Here is a 19132-nt window from a genome sequence, read left to right as displayed (position 1 = left end):
ACTTCCATCCATATTAGATTTGCATATTCATGATGGCGTTATAGCTTTCAAGAAATTTATCTCTAACAACAGATGCTGTTTTAATTTGTGAAGCTGCTTTTTGCATTGCAATCATCGCCTCATGTGTATCTCCTTCTCCAGTAGTCAGCATATTATAAACAGATGCCTTTGTATTAACTTGATTTGCTTCTATCGAACTAACAGTATTTAGCATGTTTTCGAAACTAAGTTTATTCTCCTTAGATACTGCTTTATCGCCACTTAAAGATAAGGTGCTATTAATTTGATTCCCAATATTATTTACTATCATTGATATCGGTAGTTAACTACCTATCCCCCTTTGATTTTGATTTTGATTACTTACCAATTTCCAGTTCCTTTTCCATCATTTTTTTGTTTGCTGAAAATGCAGAAGCATTTGCCTCATATGTTCTTTGTGCTGCCAACATATTCGTCATCTCAGCTGTTAGATTAATTTTTGGCATTCTTACATAGCCATTTTTCATTGCATCTGGATGTTCTGGATTGTATATTAAATCTTCCGTTTTATCTTGTGCAATTTCCTTTATTTGAACACCATTTCCTACTTCTCTATCAAGGAAACTTTCAAATTTTGTTCGTTCTTCTAATACAACCGTTTGTCTTCTGTATGGGTTTCCGTCTGTACCTCTGGTAGTATTAATATTAGCTATATTATTACTAGTGACTTCCATCCATCTTTTTGACATCGCCATACCAGAACCAGAAATATCGATACTATTAAACATAAGTTAGCCCCCTTAAAGGAAAAAACACTATTTACCTCTTGCCGCACCCATAGATTCGTAATAACTATTTAGTGCATTTAAAGAAAGTGAAAAAATTTGGTTATTTTTCATCATTTCTACAATTTCTTTATTTAAATCAACACTATTCCCATCAGACCTAACCTCTGTTTCATTATCACTTTGAATAGTGAATTTCTCTCCATTTTGGTTTAATGGAATATGTCCCTCATTTGTAACTTTTAAACTATTCGCATCGCCTTCTAATGCATCATTCCATCGTACTACTTGTGCCTTATAATTCGGGGTAGTTTGATTTGAAATATTATTTGATATCGTTTCTCTTTTTCTCACAGAGTAACTCATTACTCCACTAAGGTCATCTACGTAACTCATAAAATCCTCTCTTTTCAGAATAAATTCATTTTCTCTTTTTTCTTTTTACCGCGAATCACTAAAACCCTACAAACTTTCAAAAGATATGCAAACAAAAGAAACCTACTAAATTATTTAAATTTAGTAGGTTTCTTTCTCAATTACATTTAACAATCTTTTTTGTTATTCTTTTTTCTATCGAAAATCAGAGGATAAGAAGGTCCTAAAACAATTACCGGAAGTAAAAACATTATTTTTCCCATGTCACTGTACATGAAAAAGATTATAACTACATTTACAATTACTAATCCTATAATTGAAAATAATTTTGTTTTGAAACTTAATCCCTTTTTATACAACATTGATATGAAAATTTGATTTAAAATAGCAAACAAAAGAATTCCTGATAGTTTTAGAAAAACCAGTAAAATTGATTGCAAACCACTTCTCACCCTCTCTGTTCCAATTAATATTGACTATATTTTTGATTCGCTCCGTGCTTTTTCGTTTGGTCAAAAGCAATTTCTTCATACATTTGTTTTTTATCTTCCACTTCATTCATTATTAAGTCAATTTCACGCATTCCAATTGGCATTATTTCAATTTTTTCTTCTTCATTCAAACCTTTTAACCATTCATTGAATTCTATTAAATGTTCATTAAATTGATTCATATCTTCCTTCTCAAACGAACTACGTAAACTTTTTAAAAACTCGGATAAAACTTCACTTTTACTCTGCATTTTTCATTGCTCCTCTAAAACCTTCAATTAAATCTTTCAATATACCTTCTATATTAGCAATAGGTTCAATAATTCTTAATTTATGAATTTTAAATAATTCAGCTAAGATATAGTCATACAATCCATATAAATTTTTCGCTAATTCCAAATCAACTGATTCATTTACTTGCATTTTTAGTTCTGCTAAAATTTGTTCTACTCTTTCTAATTCTTCATCTGCCTGAGAAAATTTAAAATCCTGATAATATTTTTTAACAACTCTAAGCCTTTTAATACAATTTTCATACATTAGAATAGTATTTTCTACTGGATGATTTGTCATAATCTCATCTTCCATGTATTTTTTATACCCTTCCATTAGTTATTCCCCTTTCGTTATTTATCAGAACCTGTAAGTGCTGACATTTGAGCCTTCATATATTCCATTGTTGAATTTAATCCCGCTAAGGTCTTTTCAAATTGACTATATTTTTTTAAAATCGAATCTTTTTGATTTGCATAATAAACATCAAATTGTTTTAAATCCTTAGTAATAGTATCAATGCTTTTTTGCAATCCATTAATTTTCCCATTAATTGTACCTGTTTCTCCCGTGAATTTAAGCATTTTTTCTTCCATGAATTTTCCTAATCCATTTTGTCCAAAAAACATATTTTCAAATTTTTCTGGGTCATCAGTATACATTTTTTCAAGTTTTGTTTTATCTAATTTTAACGTTCCATCTTTCAAAACCCCATCAACTTGGATACCATAATTGAACAAATGCTCTCCATCTTTAGAAGAAAAGTTACTTATTTGCGTCATTTCTCTTCTTATATTTAGCGGAATCGACTGCCCCTGCAAGAATGTGCCCTTATCCGTATAACTTTTAAATTGGTTTATTGATTTATTGTAAGCAGTAACCATATCTTCAATCGCTTTTACAGCATCCGTCTTGTTATTTTGTACTGAAATTCTAATTTCTTCATTAGAAGTATTTTTTAAATCTATTGTAAATCCATCAACTGCATTTGTAATGGTATTAGTTGGACTAGTTGACTCAATACCATTGATAACATATTCAGCATCTTGTCCCTTACTTAACTCATTTTTAATGGAGTCATCTGCATTCAAAATCCCTAATGTCTTTAGTGCACCATTGGCTCCATCACTAAATTCTAACGAATTTTTAGCACCAGAATCTTTTGATGTCAGCACCAATCTATTAGATATAATGGAAGCGGAAGTTCCATAATTCCCTCCATTAATAGCATTAACAACATCTCTAAGAGTCATAGTATCTGTAATTTTTAAATCCTTATCTTTTATCTTAATCGTATCATCAATACCTAAGGCTTTATCAGTAGCCCCCATATCTGAGCCTGCAATTTGATGTTTTGCAGCCAAAGCATTAACTTTTATAACATAATCCCCTGATTGGGCAGTTGCTCCTGCTTTGAAAGAGACTACTCCCTCTTTTGTATAAGAAATATCTTTTTGACTCGTCTTATAAAATCTTAAATCTGAAAATTTACTTGTTAGACTACCAAAATCTGTTTTAAAATTCTTCCAAACAGTTTGCTCCTGTGTTAATAAATCTTTTTGAGTTCTTTTTGGTTTAGCTTGCGCGTCTAATATCTGTAATTCTGCATCCACAAGGTCATTTGTATTAAATAAAGTATTAGCTACTCCCATTAATCGAGTAGTATTATCAAATCTGGTTAATTCTGCTGGCATTTTTTCCACCTCTTCATTTAAAAATAAAACTTTATTACATATAATTCAAAATACTTGAATCGAACATCATAGTAGTCGCTTTTAAAGTAGCTTGGTATGTTCTTTGTGTTGCAGATATATCAACCATTAATTTTGTAAAATCAACATCTTCAACATCCATACGTCTCGCTTCTAAATTATTCTTTTGAGCTATAAATCCCTCATTTACAACATTTAAACCATCTAAACGCACACCAACTTCAGCTATAGAATTCAAGGCAGCATCCATATTAGTTTGGTGCGTTTTAAAACTAGCAGCCAATCCCACTCTATCTCCAGCCTTTATCTGGTCTCTCATTGTTACTAGATTTTTAATTGTATCTGTAAAAAATTTGTTACCGCTGTTCATAACTGTAGTATCAATATACGGAGAAACCCCGATTTTAACATCATTATCATTTCCGTTATATGTTAAGTTTGTTCCATCAAAGTCGTATGGCTTCGTTAACATTTTTTCACCTGAAAAAATATATCTATTTAAATGTTGTGTATTTCCTGCTGAAACTAGCTGTTCAATATTTTTATCAATAACCATAGCGATAGTATCTAAATCGTCTTGGTTATATGTACCGTTTTGCGCTTTTAGAACTTCAGTATTTACATTTTCAAGAAGATGATATGTGTTTTGCAAAATGGTTGCTGTTGTTTCTAGAATACCTTTTGCATCATTCACATTCTTCTGGTATTGGTCTACTTTATCCATAGCCTGTGTAATAATTTCAGCTTGTTTAGCTTTTATTGGATTTTCACTAGCTCTAGAAAATTCTTTCCCCGTCGACACTTGCAACTGTTGTTTACCTTGTTTTTCCTGAATCAGATTAATATTCAATTGGTTTAGATTAAATTGATGAAAAGAAGCAACTCTCATCATGATACCCCCTACAAAAAGAAAAATTCTATTGTTTAATATTCAAAATTGTATCTAACGTTTCGTCTATAGCTTTTATCGCCTTAGCATTTGCCGTAAATAGTTTCTGATACATCATCAGATTAGTCATTTCTTCTTCTAAATTAACTCCTTCAATACTAGCTTTTCGCTCTCCAATTCCTGTAAGCACTTCGTTTTGAATAGCAACTTGATTAGATACTGTATTCAAATCTTGTGCCATCTCCATACTAAAAGAGTTTACGTAATTTCTAAAACTCATATTATCTGAAACAGTTTGATTCATGACATTCCCAATTTGCTTCGCAATGTCCGTATTACCTTCTACACCAGCTACAGCTGAAGTAGCAAGTTTACTAGGGTCAGCTTTCAATGCAGGATTTATTGCAATATCTTTGCTTCCAGTTCCCACAAAAAAGTCTATACCAGTATCCCCATTAATGCTAAATCCTGTTTTGTGAATATCATTTACTTGTTTTATAAGTCCCGTTGCAAATGTGTCTAATTGTTTTTTGTAGGAACCAATATAATTATCAACTATGTCTAAATTAGCCTTTAATTTACCAGTCGACATATCAATTCTCGCGGTTCCATTTGATAAATAGTATTCATTGTTCGAGTTCACTAAACGAATATCATAGCTTTTTTCGTTGTCAAGAAGATATGCGCCTCCAGACCTAATACTAATAGCCTCTGGATTATTACTTTCAAATGAAACCTCTATTTCGGCATATGATGACAACTTATTAACTAATCTATCTCTTTCATTTAAAAGCGCATTTGGTACAAATTCACCGGTTTGATTAATCTTCTTATTAACTTCTGCAAGCCCGTTTAAAATGGTATTCATTTCAGATACTTGTACTCCGATATTTCCAACTGTATCCTGTTCTACTCTACTTAATTCCTTTCCCATTTCATTAATTTTTTGAGTGAATTTTGCCGTTTCGCCAACTAATGCATATCGATATGAACTTTCTTCAGGGAATTTCGATACTTCTTGCCAAGCATTAAAGAAACCGCCCATCATATTGCTTAACTTACCAATTGAATAATCACCCATAACAGTTTCTACTTCATTCAAAACAGACTCTATTTGTTCGTAATATCCTACTCTCGAACTTTGATTATTGTAGTTATTTCGCATATTTGCATCCGTCATTCTTTTGATACTTTCTACTAGCACACCTGAACCGATTTTTTGTTCAATCCCTGCTCCTCCCGCCGAAGCATTTTCAGAAAGTTGCATTCTCTGACGAACATATCCTTCTGTATTTAAATTAGAAACATTCATCTGCGAGGTCTGAATTCCCCTTTGAGCAGCAAATAAACCAGATAAAGATGTATTGAAACCTAATGTCATTTATTTTTACCTCCCTTTTTAAAATTTTTCATTCAGGAACAATTGACTTTCACTATATTCATTTTCACTATAATCAATAGCAGCTTCTACAACTGTTTGCGTTGAATTAATAATAGAAGCCAACATATCTTGATTTCTGTACAACGCTCTCTGCAATGAGACTTCCAATGTATGAATTAACCTAGATAAATCAATAACGTCTTCTTTTTGTTTTTGTGTAAATAAATAGAGAATGTGATGTATTCTGTAGTCTTCCGTATCAATTTTGTGTTTCAATATTATATTTTTCAAAGTATCTCTTAGATTCTCTTTCGATATTTTAATTTCAGACATACATTCAGTTTGCGTAGTCGTTAAAGGCGGCAGCGCCTTAATATTGTTCATTTTTAGGGAATCAAAAATCTTTTCAGTTACCTCAATTCCTTCTTCATATTTTGATTTAACTTGTGATAAACTCGAAAATAGATTTTCGTACATTTTATTTCCTTCTTTCTTCATTAAAAAACATATAAAGACGATTCTTATACTCTTAAATTGACAATCATACCGTTGATTTCACCAATCCGTCGAAGCATATCCAAATGTCCACTCTTTGTATCAAGCAATGACATCGTATCATCTAACTCTTTAATACCATCGTCAATTTTTTTAACAATCGTTAACTTTTCATTATTTCTTCCATTTCTATATATGATATCTTTTGTCTGCAAAGCATGTTCTGTGTAAAAAGTCAAAAAAGACTTCACAAGAGTTTTATAATTCATGACATTTTCAACCGTTACTTCAAAATCAATTTTATCCTTTAAATCATTAATATCAGATAACATTTTCTCCAACGTTTCTTTTGTATCATGGACCTTCTCTTTCTTTGTCATATCTAAACTGAATTCTTTTTTAAACGGATTTACATGTAACTTATCCATCTTTTGCAAATTACCATTGTTTTGCAATGACTGCGAACTTACACTTTGAATATTCAATTGCATCCCCCTTTTTATTTTTTCCTTGCAGGAAAATTACAAAAAAATTAGAACTTCTAGCTTTTTTAAATAAAGTTATTCAATTATTTGCTTTTCCCTAGAAATATGTTATTTTGGGTTCGTTTTAGCGGTATCGAGAGGTGATTATATGCTCTATTTAAATCAAATTGAGCTCATTTATCATAACGCTCCAACTATTTCAATTTCTAAATATACTTCGAGAAGCAATTTTTTCCCGTTTTTTCTAACCCATCTCCAAGAATATTTTAAAAACAGAGGGAAAAATTTATATATTGAAGAGCCCTTTTTGGAAGGAGAGGAAGTAGAAGAATCACAAGCTATTACAGTTTATGTCGATGGAAAATTTTTTGGACAATTGTATTTCTTGCTAGATGACTATAGCCTAGATGTAAATCTTTTCTTTTATTGTGAGGAGTTTTCACACAAGTATTTTTTAATGGAAAATGAAGTCATAGATGAAATACCATTTCACACCTATTACTTTTGGCTTGGAGCATTATTTGGTATACACGATTCCTATTTAGATGATTATAAATCTAGGAAAAAAGAAAAAAGACGGTAAACTTATTTACCGTCTTTTTTATAACTTCTTGACCGAATCAAATACATTTACAAAAAACTTTACAAAGACATTGCATACATCTTGAAACACGCCAAAAATATCGCCTTCTTTTAATGAAAATACCCCTCTGATTTGTTTGCTCCAATAATCCAGTCCCCACATTCCACTTTTCTCGAAATAATCTTTAAACATAAATATATCTGAGATATCATAGGTCCTTATCGCTAATATAAACATTACCCCTAATAAAATATATCTTATTAAAGGCATTTTCATAGTTGTAAAATAAATCATCAAATAAGAAATAACCGATAAAAATATTAAGAAAAGAATTTTGTGAGATGGCTCAAGACTTTCAAAAAATCCATTTGCATATTTTAACATAGCCATTTCCCAAAATCTAAAATTAAACAAGAAAAAGATTAACCACAAAGCCCTATGTGCCAAATACATAATAAAGAAAAACACAAATATATATAGAGCTATCTTAACTAATAGCATCTTTCTTACACCTCCTTACCAAAAAACTTTCCAATTTTTTTTAATATGGTATCATAGAATAAATTTTCATGAGAAAAAAGAGAGGCGATTTTACTTGAGATTAAATAAACGCAAAACAGTCCTTGGCATTTTAACTGTTTTTTTACTAATTGCAATAATTCTTATCATAATTATATTTAATAAATCTAAAGACGTTGCTCCAACCACAGTAGATAATACTCAGAAAACACATAAAAGTTCGCAGTCATCCGTTATTTATGGTGAGGTTACAAAAGAAGATTTAGCAATTCAAGACAAACAATATGATGAAACCAAAGAAGTTCACGAAACAGAAGTGACGCTTAAGACTATATTTGAATCAAAAAAAGACACTTCCAAACTAGGTTCCTATAATTTAAGCCAACCTACTATAGTTGAAAATAGTAACTTCCCTGGAATGAGCCGAAAAATAATCGGTAACTACAATGGATATATTTTTATGTATAGAAATGCAAATGAAATACTATATTATGACCCATCAAAAAAAGAAACTTTCTCTTTAACCGATGGTGTTACAAAAGCATTCCCTTCTTCTAATACTCCATATATTTTATTTGAAAAGAAGAACGACAAGGGATATACACTTTATAGCTATGATTTCATAAAAAATACAGATGGTTTTGAAGAGATTGTCAAAATAGCAAGCAGCGCAATTGATTTCGGTAGACAAGGTGAATTTAATTATTTCGCAATACAAGAACAACCTAATAAATACTTCTATCAACCGATTCCAAAAAGTTCAATCGAAGCAGAAGAAATTGGTTTTAGAAATTTTTCATCAGATTTAGCACAGCCCTATAAAGATTATGTAATCAGTTATTCAAAATCTGATAACTCTCTTTACAAACTTCAATTCGGAAAATCTCCCAAAAAACTATTTGGTTTACCGAATTATCCTGATTTGAAGTATCTAGTTCATTTAAAAGTAAACCCTTTTAGAACTGATAAACTTATTTACATCGCATCGTTTTCTAATATCGATGGAGATTTAACAGGTAAGAAAGTAACCATTAATGGTACGACTTGTCCAGATTTACAAAACATCACAAACGCTGAGTGGATTGATGGTGAAAGTATAATCTATACGATTGATTCTGAAGCCGGGGAATTACAATTATATAACTTCAGAACAGCGGAAAACTATGTCCTAGCAAATGGTGTATCTACCTTCACTTATAATCACAAAGACAAATCTGTCTATTATAACGAGACAGCAGATAACGTAATCAAAAAAATAACTATCAATCAAAACTAGATTTTATCATCATAACAAGTTTTGATTAATAGATTAATATTAAATTAGCATAAAAAAACAGAGCTTTTCTTAATTGAATCGCTCTGTTTTCATTTGGGGTTATTTGTTAAATCCAGCGATTCATATACCGTTCACTTATAAAGAAAGGAATTGATAGTAATGAAAAAGACCTTGGTGATTTCTTTAATCATTGTTTTTATTCTAACTTTAATTAGTAGCATTTTTATTTCGAAATCTAAAACAAGTATCTCTAATAGAACAGATATTTATCAAGTTGGTGATTTCATCGCAACAATCGATGCAGATGATGTTTTGCAAACCAATAAGGTTACAGCTACGATTACGTATATCGGAAAAAATGATAAAATAGTAGTTTATAATGGATACCGCATCTTTAACTTTAGTATCGAAGAAAAAAATGGAACATTTAATTACCCATCCATGATGCCTTTACCTCTTGGAAAAACAACGTTAATTCGAAACAAGCCCCAAGTTGAAGAATACGAATTCCCTAAACAAATCATACAAAAATTAAAACCTGGAAAAACATATGAATTCAAAGCCCATGCTGGTTTTTCTTTTGACAAAAATTTTCACAAAAATAAAACATTCAGTTTACCTGTATCAGCAATCTTAACAAGATAAATATTAATCTATACTCATAAATATTGAAATTAAAAAAGCAATGCGTTTTATGAAAGACGCATTGCTTTTTACAATTCATATCTACAAAGAAATAACATTATCTTCATCCATTATTTCTTTTAATGTTTTAGTTTTGGCTGACAATCTATTTAATTTACTTTTATTTTTCACATTATCATGCAGCAATAAATCATTATTTTCTAAGTAAATATCATCTACTTCTGACAAATACCTTCTACTTTCGTAATGCGCAATGTTTCTGTAAAAGACATCTTCTTTTTTATCTTCACAAGCCTTTTCAATCACCAATTTACTTCTGCTGTTTCTCGAAATAGTATACAACAAACTGTGTATGGAATTAATCAATGGCTGCAAATCTACTGGTACTTCTGAAATTGGTTTTTTCATTACAAAAACACCTTTTGTTTTTTCAAACATTGAAAAGAAATGTTGATTATCAGTATTAATTACAGCTATGCGATACATTCTTTCTTTAATAATTCGTAACGCTTCAAACATAGCATAATATTCTCCATATATCGATTCGGTTATGGGCATGTATTTATAACTTGAATAGGGTTCAACTAAATGATTTAAATCTACTATAGCTATTCCACATCCTACAGTCATGCCCCTTGCACTTCCATCTATATACAACCTTTGCATCATTTTCTTCCTTTCTTACGTTGTACTACATTTTTAAGATACCTTTTAGCAAAATTATCTGCTTGTCTTTCATTAGGTAATTTTCTATATTTCTTATGAATCATATTATGTTCTTCATAATCATTGTATTTTGAATCCCTAACCCATCCCTTAAATCTATTATAGATTTTTTTGTTCTCATTTAGGTGAATTCTTAGTTTTTCTTCAATAAAATTTTCATTCGGATTTTGAAGACAAGCATGTACTAGATGACCAATTTCATGTAAAAATACAAAAGCTGCAAATTCATAACAAGTCATTTTATTTAAAAGAAATATATCGTCGTATTTTTCCTTTTCAAAATAATAAACTACATGTGCAATATTAATAAATACTAAAATATCATTATCGTTATCATCAATTCCTATGAGAGCCATTGTATCAATTACTGGAGTGTCACTAATCTCAACTTGTACGTTCTTTATCATATCTTTAAAACACGATTCTTCTAACCAATGACAAGCATCATATATGGCATCAATTGTTACTTGCATATGTTTCTTATGAATCCCTAACTTATTCTGAATATAACTTTCTTTTTCATATAAATAAAATAGTTCTTCCCTTACTTCCATCTCTCCCACCTCACTTTTCTTATGTATTCAGTGAGATTTTAAAAACCCCTAAGAAAAGTGATTACTATGCTTACCAATAAAAACATGCCTCGCTAGGAGAAGTAACTTATTTTATAATATTAGATTTTGAAAAACCGATAATAATTTTTAGGAATAACAAAACAGAGATTGTGGTTTCCCAATCTCTGTTTGTTTAAAATCTTATAAATTCAACTACATTTACTATGACCGCAACCGCCTAGGTCAGGCAAACATGTTGTACAACCACCTTGTTTAACAAACGTTGCTTTGCCGCATTGAGGGCAAACATCAACGGAGTCATTGTTCATTTTCTTTTTAGGTTGTTCTGCTACTACTTCCCCTTTTTCTTCTATTTGTTCGCCATACGCCATTTTAATAAATACTTTAGCGATAGCATCAGGAAGAGAATCAATTCGATTTGGACCAAATCCAACTGTTGTTTGACCCGTAATACCCTTGAATTTCTTGATAATCCAATCAATTTTTTCTTCCTCGGAAAGATTAGCAATTCTAGGGCTTAGCATACCTGTTAATGCGATAGCCATTCCGTCTGCAATAGCTGCAATATCTGCACCTGTTTTACCAAGTTTGAATAATACTTCTTCTACATTCCCTTTTTCAGGATGACGACCTACTGTTACATATCCTTTTCCAAATGGAGTATCCGTTTTGTAAGTTTTAGCATCTAAAACTTCTGGACGACGATAGAACTTAGGCGTTTCAATTTTATCTGGCGGAGCAGTACGTTTTACTTTCTTTTCTTCCACTATATTTCCCCCTATAATTCAAAAAAGGTATTGAAAATAACATATTAGTTTAAAACTATTACGATTATAACAGTTATTTTATTTCGTTGTTTAAATCCATAAATTTAAATTTTAATCCAGAATCACTTGATTTATTTGTATCATTCTCCCAAACCTCCATTCAACATGTAGATATAAATTATCAACTTTCAACCCACTTAACCCCATATGTTGTTTTTCTCTCTTGGATTATTATAATTTCGTTTTCTGTTTAATCAAAAAATGGTTTTCAAAAAAGATTCAGAAATAGAATGAAGATAAAATTCATAAGGAGAGAAGGGAATATATTGAGAAAAAAAATGTGGACATCCATTATTTCTGTAACTGGTGTCCTGCTAGTCTCACAAGTTGGTTTTCTATTATTTTCTAAATCTGAAACTAAAAGCGAATCTGCTCAAATCCAGTGTTTTAAAAAATCTACCAGTGACTGTGATGGTACACAAAAGGTATTTGCTCTAGGTAATAACGATAAGAAAAAAGAAAATAATGAACAAAAAGATTCATCTAATGTTGTTTTTCCATCTTACAAAGAAACTATTGCTTCTGAAAAAGATGGTTGGATAACAGTTAATAATCCAACATCAGCTTTAGTATTAGTTAACAAACAACGCAAACTACCGGATAACTACATACCACCTAAATTAGTTATTCCTAATGTTCACTTTAGTTTTAATGGTGCTGATGAAAAAAAACACATGACTCAAACAGCAGCAACAGCTTTAGAGAAACTATTTAAACAAGGCGAAAAAGAGGGAATTAATTTATTTGCCGTTTCTGGCTATCGTTCTTACAAAAGGCAAGTATCTGTATTCCAAGGACACGTTAAAGAATTAGGAGAAGCGGAAGCTAAAAAGGTTAGCGCTATTCCTGGTAGCAGCGAACATCAAACTGGACTTTCAATAGACGTATCTTCCCAAAGCGCTAAATTCCGATTAACTACAGGCTTCGGATTAACACCTGAAGGTAAATGGTTAAAAGAAAATGCTCATAAATTTGGATTTATTATCCGTTATCCAAAGGATAAAACTAAAATTACAGGATACTCATATGAACCTTGGCATATACGTTATGTAGGCGTCCCACATGCTACCCACATATATAAACACAATTTAGCACTAGAAGAAGCAATAAAATAAAAGACTCTGATTATATCAGAGTCTTTTTTAAGTTATGTATTTATATTTTTATTGATTATAAGTGACGGTCTATTTGCTCTTGCATCGCCAATCCATTTTTAAACCATTCTGCTAAAAGCACGGTAACAATCGTATAAACATTGTTCCCTTCTTTACCTAAAACTATAATATAGTCTTCGTATTGTACATATTTTTTAGCTTGAGTTTCAGCAAAAAAAACAGCTTCCTTAGCCATTTGAATCAATTTCTTCGGTGAAACATTTGCTCTTTCTTTTGCTCTTTGAATTCCATGACCAGTTAATTTATATGTAACTTCGTCAAAGACACTCCTTTAGTTGTTCTTCTATCTTTTTAACAAAGTATAGACTTGTATCTTTCTGAATTGAATCTAACATACCCATCGTAGCAACAACTGTATTAACCAATCCATTTTGCAAGGTTAAGTTATAAAGCTTCTCCTTAGCTTCTGGGGAAAGATATCCAATACTGTTATTCAGAATTTTAGTCAAAGACTTCATTTCTTCTGTTTCATCAATGTTAAAAGTTAATTCATTTTTCTCTTGCGGCTTTGCAACTTCGGGTTTTACAATCTCTGTCTTTAACTCTTTAAGAATACTGAAGTCTTTTCCAGAAACAGAGGTACTTTCTTTTATGGTTGGTTGTGCAGATTTCTTTTTCGCTTCAACCTTAGTCACCATAGGCTTTGATTCTTCAGCCTTTACTGTTTGAATGTTCACTTCTGCTTTAAAAATTTTCACTTTAGAAGGATTCTGAATTTCAGCTTTTACTTCTTTCGGAATTGGTCGTAATTCTTGAACGACAGGCTCCGCATACATTTCACCATTTTTCAAAGAAAGTTGATGCACTCTATCTACAAAGTAACGTATTTCTTCTTTTTGCTGCCCTTCTTGTACTTGACGAAGAAACGACTGTAAGAAAGCTTTAACCTTCTCTGCATCAATACATTGTTGGCTCTGTCCCTCAATTTCAAGTATCTTTCTTCCCTTTACCGATAGGGAATTTTTAAGTGCTTTATTACTACGAGAAACCGGCAAAGTTTCTAGTAACTCATCAACAACAAAGTAGAATTTCCCCTCTTCTTCATATACCGGAATCATTTTATTTTTGTATAGTAGCATTCTCTTTTTATCTTCACCGTCATTTAATTGAATTGTTTTTTCTTGTGAATCTTTATTGTATGTCGCATCGAAGTATGTACTTAATTCTGCTAATTCTTCAGAGCTATGTTTAGTTATGTATGTATAGTATAAACGTTGCACAGTTGGTTTTGTTGGTTTTGCTGACTTCAAATCGTTTGTAACTTTCTCAATAAAATCGCCTGTTCCACCATTTTTAGAATTAGGGGCACCATTTTCTTGAATCAACTTAGCCATATAAAAAATAGTTTGTCGATTCGACTCACTTAAATTTTTGTACTTCTCCTTCAGGTCTATTTTTACAGCCATTCATATCACCTTTTTTCTGGATTTTTGAAATATGGATTAATTATAAAACATAATTCAGAAAAATGGTATTAAAAACTTTTAATAAACCTTATTTTTTATAAATGGTATTTTTGCATAGCTCTTAATACTACCTCTTTATCATTAAATGGGTGTTTTTTTGAGCCTATAATTTGATATGTTTCGTGCCCTTTCCCCGCAATAACAACTGTGTCACCTTCTTGAGCTAACTCAATGGCTCTAAAAATAGCTTTTTCTCTATCGCCAATACATTCAAAGTTATCATCGATAGCTCCTCCTGCTAATTGCTCCATAATCTCTTCCCAAGGTTCAAAACGAGGATTATCTGTTGTGAAAATAACAAAATCCGCTCTTTCACTTGCTAACTTGCCCATAATTGGTCGTTTCAATTTATCTCTATTTCCACCCGTTCCAATTACGAAAAACACTCTACGTTTCGGATTAGCAAAAAGTTTAACACTATCTAGGACTTTTTCTACTCCATCTGGTGTGTGTGCGTAATCAATAAATACGAATCGTTTCTCATCTTCAACCACTCGTTCCATTCTACCGTTGGCTGGTTTAATTTTTTGAAGCCCTTCTGCTATGCGTTCCATAGGGATTCCTTTTTCAAACAAAGCAACAATCACAGACAACATATTTGAAACGTTAAATTTCCCTACAAATGGCATCTCAATATGTTGTGTTCCACTTGGATATACTAAATCAAATTCAGTTTTATCTTCTCTATACACGATGTTAATAGCTTGAAAATCTGCTTTATTATCAATTCCATAAGTTATAACACTAGCACTTGTAATTGTTTGATAGTATTCAGAAGTTTTATCATCAGCATTTAAAATCGCCACTTTTTCTTTCTTAATGTCTTGCCCCATTTGAGCGAACAACAAACCTTTTGCTTGTTTGTAATTCTCCATTGTACCGTGAAAGTCTAAGTGGTCCTGTGTTAGATTTGTAAAAATACCTGTTTGGAAATCTACACCCCATAGTCTCCCTAATGATAATCCATGAGAAGAAACTTCCATTACAACATCTGTTACACCTTCATCAACCATTTTGTGTAATGTTTCTTGAACAGTCAAAACATCACTTGTTGTATTTTTACTTGGGAATATGTTCCCATTAATATCAACTACAATTGTACCTGTGACACCTGTTTTGTAACCTTGTCCTCGCAAAATATCATTAATTGCAGTTGAAATAGTCGTTTTTCCGTTTGTTCCTGTAACACCAATAATTCTCAATTTTTCAGAAGGATAATCATAATAACAATTTGCCAAATATGCCAACGCTCTGTCTGTATTAGGAACTTTCACATAAGCAATATCTTCTCTCATTTTTTCAGGAAATTCTTCCACAACAACAACTTTTGCACCCTTCTCAATTGCCGAATCCAAAAAATTATGCCCATCTACTGTATTTCCTCTAATACAAACAAACACTGAACCTTCTTTTACTTTTCTTGAATCAGCTGCTAATGTTGTAATTTCACTTGGAATATTTCCATAAACCTCTTTTATTTTTATAACTGAAAATAACTTTTTAGTATTTATGATGTCCACTACCTTTCTAGTATTCTTTTTTCATCGTACTATAATTTTTTATTAAAAATCCTGCTATTCCTAATTTAATTCAAAAAAATATTTGAATTACACATAAAACACCCTCAATTTTTATGTTTATTTTCAATTGAATATATCTTGTTACAGTTTAATTCAAAATTAAATTTAAAAAACACACAATTGGTTTTTAAATCTGTGTATACTGAGTACGAATTATCCACTAAACCTTATAGAGCATACAATAACTTCGATGTTATTCATAATCAATGGTACCTCTGAAAAGGGAATCCACTTACAACACTACATCGAAAAGAAATTAAGAATACATACAAAAGTATGAAGAGGAAAATAACCTCACAATAATCAAAATCAAAAAAAACGCCCTGATAATCTTATGTAGCGAAGCGCTCCTTGTGTGATTTGGTAGGCAAATCATAGATTGTATTTTGACGTAAAAGCTTTCCGCTGAGTGTCCCGTCCACTCCGGCAGCGATTAACCATCGTTGTGTCGTCCGTTAGAAGGACCTTACAATCATTCCAGATGTTAAAAAGACCGTCCCAGTCGCGAAAGCGAGGCAAGGCTAGGTGTAACTTTGTGGTGAAGTATCTCGTAAAGCTGGACCTGGAGAGATTGGAGCATAAGGATAATTATGCACACAGCATCTAGTTAATAACGACCAAAGCACTAAAATAAAGATATTTATATATGAAAAATATAGTAAATTAAGTTTTAAAAACATATTTCAGTTTGTCCTTTATACAAGGGGCAACTCTCTCCCTTCGCACCATAAAACCATTTACAAATAATAAAATAAAACATAGTTAACTTGTAACCAATTCGAAAAATCATATACAAAATTTAAATATTACTTCTTGAATAAGTAACATTTAAATTAAATACCCCTTATATAAAACATAATTCAATATATCATATGTCATAAATACAATATCTATAGGAACTTAAGAAATGATATCCTAATTCACCTTGATACTAATCTATGTAATTAAGAACTTGTATACTAATTACTTGTGATTTAAGACAATGATTTTTATGTTTCCAATTTAAATTACCAGCCCTTATTATCTATTACTTCGGAATTGATTCAATATTTTTTCTCAAATGGTATAAACCAATATGTTCATATAAAAATCCCAAATGTAGGACTTTATAAATAAAAAATGAAAATGACTTACATCAACAAACTAGGTTATTTTCAGGAGGAATAAAAATGATAAAAACAATAAATAAGTGTTTATCTAAAAAGGCTGAAGTCCGCATTGAATCTATAAAAGGTATATATTCATTAGGTGAAACAATACACGGTCAATTACATATAACTTGTAAAGAAGATGAAGATATTTATTTAAAAGAGGCGAAGTTATTTTTAGGTGCCTTTACGTGGAAAGTAGCAAACTTCCCTGTAAAATTGATGGAGCATTCTGTAACAATACCAGTAAATACAGTATTAAACGCCAATGAAAAAACAGTGATACATTTTTCAATCGAGATTCCAAACGATTATCTCGTAAATATAGATATAACAGGAACACCTTCCCCTTCAGGTAACATTAAACTAAACGGAAGATTTTCACTTCTTTATGCTAAGTTATTCATAAAAGGTGGTCTGAATATCAAGAATGAGCATGATATTCCCGTTACTATCAAAGAGAAAATTTAATTAATAACTATTAAAGTTAAACAGATGCATTCTAATAACACACCTGTTTAACTTTTTTATTTTTATTACATTCTAATCAATGTATTGAATGAGTATTGAACACCTTCTAAATTGTTTATCTTCCCATCTTTATGTATTTCTTCATCAAGCGGCTTAAAATTTTCAGGTACAAAAAATCTTGTATCTCCTTCTAATTCAACATCAATTAAAGTTTGATAAATTTTATCTACAAATGGTAAAAATAATTTATAAATTTCTCCTCCACCCATGACCATGTGTTCTTCTTTATTTGATAGACTTGCTATTAATTTATGAATATCTGTAAACACTGTTACTCCTTCCGGCTTATAATTTTGGTCCCTGGTCAAAATTATATTATGTCTGTTTGGAAGTGGTTTACCTATAGATTCAAATGTTTTTCTCCCCATAATAACTGTTTTTCCTGTTGTTTGTTTCTTGAAATACTTTAAATCTTGGGGCAAGTGCCAAGGCAACTGATTATCTACTCCGATAACCCCATTTTTACTAGTAGCAACAATAATTGAAAAACTCATATACATTCCCCTTTCTATTTTAAAACAGATACGTTCCAAAATGCTTATAGCAATAATCAATTTTTGTTTTTGGATTCAAAGATAAATTCACAGAAAATATTGTTTTTCCCTAATCTTATTTTTTGACTTACAATATAACTAAAAACAGAGGTGTTAGATAATGGATGAAACACAAAAAAAATTGTCCGAGGAATGGATTACTTTTAAAGAAAAATGGAATCAACAATTTAAAAAGGACTTACACGAAGAATTAAATGGTGAAAATCGATTACTGTATGCTGTTCTTGATATTAGAGAAGAAGTATTAAGCTTTCTAACTTTACTCGATGTTACCTCAATCTCTATACGTTTTGATTCTTATAATCACATGGATGAAAGGGATTTTTCTGTTCATTGTTTTTATAAAGATAAAAAAATTATTATACAAGGAACACATATACCAGGAGACCCAGACGGAGATGATGAAGAACAATATGACTATTATGATTTTTATAGTTGTATTGATTCGTCCCTTCTAAATCCTACAGATAATGCTTCTTTAAATCCTTTACTTTGTTCTCTGAAGTTTTTTGAACGAATAGAGCAGTTCTATAGTAAAGGCGAACATTTTTATAATTTGTCTGTAGACTCCACATTGAAACAATAGAAAACAAATAAAAAGCAGGTGCATACAGCCCTGCTTTTTATTTTCTTAAGTGTATATACCCTATACCAACAAACTA

24 protein-coding genes are annotated in these 19132 nt (G+C 31.0%); 6 read left to right on the top strand and 18 right to left on the bottom strand.

Annotated elements, in window-relative coordinates; translation table 11 throughout:
* Nucleotides 1–13: 13 nt before the first annotated feature.
* The 10 genes from PDL00_RS02095 to PDL00_RS02050 all read right to left on the bottom strand — a co-directional run bounded on the left by PDL00_RS02095 (nt 14) and on the right by PDL00_RS02050 (nt 6865).
* On the bottom strand, nt 14–310 hold the full coding sequence (locus PDL00_RS02095; RefSeq protein WP_098007150.1) for a flagellar hook-basal body complex protein FliE: 297 nt from the start codon (nt 308–310) through the stop codon (nt 14–16).
* 46 nt (nt 311–356) lie between these two features.
* Nucleotides 357–767, bottom strand: coding sequence for a flagellar basal body rod protein FlgC (gene flgC / locus PDL00_RS02090; RefSeq protein ID WP_098007149.1), 411 nt, complete (start codon nt 765–767; stop codon nt 357–359).
* Nucleotides 768–794: 27 nt separating this feature from the next.
* Nucleotides 795–1160: a flagellar basal body rod protein FlgB gene (gene flgB, locus PDL00_RS02085; protein ID WP_098007148.1), complete on the bottom strand. Its 366-nt coding sequence runs from the start codon at nt 1158–1160 to the stop codon at nt 795–797.
* 445 nt (nt 1161–1605) lie between these two features.
* A complete protein-coding gene (locus PDL00_RS02080) occupies nt 1606–1881 on the bottom strand; it encodes a hypothetical protein (protein WP_270725880.1) in 276 nt (91 codons plus the stop codon).
* Nucleotides 1871–2239 (bottom strand): flagellar export chaperone FliS, encoded by a 369-nt coding sequence (locus tag PDL00_RS02075; RefSeq protein WP_098006045.1) that lies wholly within the window; start codon nt 2237–2239, stop codon nt 1871–1873. The genes PDL00_RS02080 and PDL00_RS02075 overlap by 11 nt, the downstream gene beginning before the upstream one ends.
* 17 nt (nt 2240–2256) lie before the next feature.
* Nucleotides 2257–3597: a flagellar filament capping protein FliD gene (gene fliD / locus PDL00_RS02070; RefSeq protein WP_270725877.1), complete on the bottom strand. Its 1341-nt coding sequence runs from the start codon at nt 3595–3597 to the stop codon at nt 2257–2259.
* 34 nt (nt 3598–3631) lie between these two features.
* Complete coding sequence (flgL, locus tag PDL00_RS02065; RefSeq protein ID WP_270725875.1) at nt 3632–4504, bottom strand: flagellar hook-associated protein FlgL; 873 nt, start codon at nt 4502–4504, stop codon at nt 3632–3634.
* Nucleotides 4505–4532: 28 nt separating this feature from the next.
* Entirely contained in the window at nt 4533–5885 is a 1353-nt protein-coding gene (gene flgK / locus PDL00_RS02060; protein ID WP_270725873.1) for a flagellar hook-associated protein FlgK, read from the bottom strand.
* Nucleotides 5886–5903: 18 nt separating this feature from the next.
* Complete coding sequence (locus PDL00_RS02055; RefSeq protein WP_270725872.1) at nt 5904–6362, bottom strand: hypothetical protein; 459 nt, start codon at nt 6360–6362, stop codon at nt 5904–5906.
* A 44-nt stretch (nt 6363–6406) separates the two neighbouring features.
* On the bottom strand, nt 6407–6865 hold the full coding sequence (locus PDL00_RS02050; protein ID WP_170953025.1) for a YaaR family protein: 459 nt from the start codon (nt 6863–6865) through the stop codon (nt 6407–6409).
* A 148-nt stretch (nt 6866–7013) separates the two neighbouring features.
* On the opposite strand from PDL00_RS02050, the gene PDL00_RS02045 reads away from it, so the two are divergent.
* Nucleotides 7014–7448: a hypothetical protein gene (locus PDL00_RS02045; RefSeq protein WP_098006059.1), complete on the top strand. Its 435-nt coding sequence runs from the start codon at nt 7014–7016 to the stop codon at nt 7446–7448.
* A gap of 18 nt (nt 7449–7466) precedes the next feature.
* Here the strand turns inward: PDL00_RS02045 and PDL00_RS02040 are convergent, their stop codons facing one another.
* Nucleotides 7467–7949: a hypothetical protein gene (locus tag PDL00_RS02040; RefSeq protein WP_098006061.1), complete on the bottom strand. Its 483-nt coding sequence runs from the start codon at nt 7947–7949 to the stop codon at nt 7467–7469.
* 94 nt (nt 7950–8043) lie between these two features.
* Between PDL00_RS02040 and PDL00_RS02035 the strand changes: the two genes are divergently transcribed.
* Both PDL00_RS02035 and PDL00_RS02030 read left to right on the top strand, forming a co-directional pair.
* Nucleotides 8044–9243, top strand: coding sequence for a hypothetical protein (locus tag PDL00_RS02035; protein WP_270725871.1), 1200 nt, complete (start codon nt 8044–8046; stop codon nt 9241–9243).
* A gap of 159 nt (nt 9244–9402) precedes the next feature.
* Nucleotides 9403–9888, top strand: a complete 486-nt coding sequence (locus PDL00_RS02030) for a hypothetical protein (RefSeq protein WP_270725870.1) — start codon at nt 9403–9405, stop codon at nt 9886–9888.
* Between the two features lie 81 nt (nt 9889–9969).
* Here PDL00_RS02030 and PDL00_RS02025 read toward each other — a convergent pair whose 3' ends face one another.
* The 3 genes from PDL00_RS02025 to PDL00_RS02015 form a co-directional block, all read right to left on the bottom strand.
* Nucleotides 9970–10554: a hypothetical protein gene (locus PDL00_RS02025; RefSeq protein WP_270725869.1), complete on the bottom strand. Its 585-nt coding sequence runs from the start codon at nt 10552–10554 to the stop codon at nt 9970–9972.
* Nucleotides 10554–11168, bottom strand: a complete 615-nt coding sequence (locus tag PDL00_RS02020) for a hypothetical protein (protein WP_270725868.1) — start codon at nt 11166–11168, stop codon at nt 10554–10556. The genes PDL00_RS02025 and PDL00_RS02020 overlap by 1 nt, the downstream gene beginning before the upstream one ends.
* A gap of 209 nt (nt 11169–11377) precedes the next feature.
* The gene (locus PDL00_RS02015) at nt 11378–11956 is read right to left on the bottom strand and encodes a TSCPD domain-containing protein (RefSeq protein ID WP_098517480.1); all 579 of its coding nucleotides are present in this window, start codon (nt 11954–11956) and stop codon (nt 11378–11380) included.
* A gap of 326 nt (nt 11957–12282) precedes the next feature.
* Between PDL00_RS02015 and PDL00_RS02010 the strand changes: the two genes are divergently transcribed.
* Nucleotides 12283–13131, top strand: a complete 849-nt coding sequence (locus PDL00_RS02010) for a M15 family metallopeptidase (RefSeq protein ID WP_270725867.1) — start codon at nt 12283–12285, stop codon at nt 13129–13131.
* A gap of 55 nt (nt 13132–13186) precedes the next feature.
* On the opposite strand, the gene PDL00_RS02005 is transcribed toward PDL00_RS02010, so the two are convergent.
* From PDL00_RS02005 to PDL00_RS01995, 3 genes are all read right to left on the bottom strand, one after another.
* The gene (locus PDL00_RS02005) at nt 13187–13366 is read right to left on the bottom strand and encodes a hypothetical protein (RefSeq protein WP_098006071.1); all 180 of its coding nucleotides are present in this window, start codon (nt 13364–13366) and stop codon (nt 13187–13189) included.
* Between the two features lie 82 nt (nt 13367–13448).
* Nucleotides 13449–14597, bottom strand: a complete 1149-nt coding sequence (locus PDL00_RS02000; RefSeq protein ID WP_270725866.1) for a hypothetical protein — start codon at nt 14595–14597, stop codon at nt 13449–13451.
* A 95-nt stretch (nt 14598–14692) separates the two neighbouring features.
* The gene (locus PDL00_RS01995; protein ID WP_270725864.1) at nt 14693–16177 is read right to left on the bottom strand and encodes a UDP-N-acetylmuramoyl-L-alanyl-D-glutamate--2,6-diaminopimelate ligase; all 1485 of its coding nucleotides are present in this window, start codon (nt 16175–16177) and stop codon (nt 14693–14695) included.
* A 1229-nt stretch (nt 16178–17406) separates the two neighbouring features.
* Between PDL00_RS01995 and PDL00_RS01990 the strand changes: the two genes are divergently transcribed.
* Nucleotides 17407–17856 carry a hypothetical protein gene (locus PDL00_RS01990; RefSeq protein ID WP_270725861.1) on the top strand — a complete coding sequence of 150 codons (450 nt, stop codon included), beginning with the start codon at nt 17407–17409 and terminating at the stop codon, nt 17854–17856.
* Nucleotides 17857–17921: 65 nt separating this feature from the next.
* Here PDL00_RS01990 and PDL00_RS01985 read toward each other — a convergent pair whose 3' ends face one another.
* Nucleotides 17922–18410 carry a dihydrofolate reductase gene (locus PDL00_RS01985; RefSeq protein WP_270725858.1) on the bottom strand — a complete coding sequence of 163 codons (489 nt, stop codon included), beginning with the start codon at nt 18408–18410 and terminating at the stop codon, nt 17922–17924.
* A 160-nt stretch (nt 18411–18570) separates the two neighbouring features.
* On the opposite strand from PDL00_RS01985, the gene PDL00_RS01980 reads away from it, so the two are divergent.
* Nucleotides 18571–19056: a hypothetical protein gene (locus PDL00_RS01980; protein WP_270725856.1), complete on the top strand. Its 486-nt coding sequence runs from the start codon at nt 18571–18573 to the stop codon at nt 19054–19056.
* Nucleotides 19057–19132 lie beyond the last annotated feature (76 nt).

The sequence above is a fragment of the Bacillus cereus group sp. TH152-1LC genome (assembly GCF_027710505.1).
In the GTDB taxonomy this organism is placed as follows: domain Bacteria; phylum Bacillota; class Bacilli; order Bacillales; family Bacillaceae_G; genus Bacillus_A; species Bacillus_A mobilis.
Note: the sequence above shows the minus strand (reverse complement) of the source record. Positions and strands in the feature narration are given on the sequence as shown.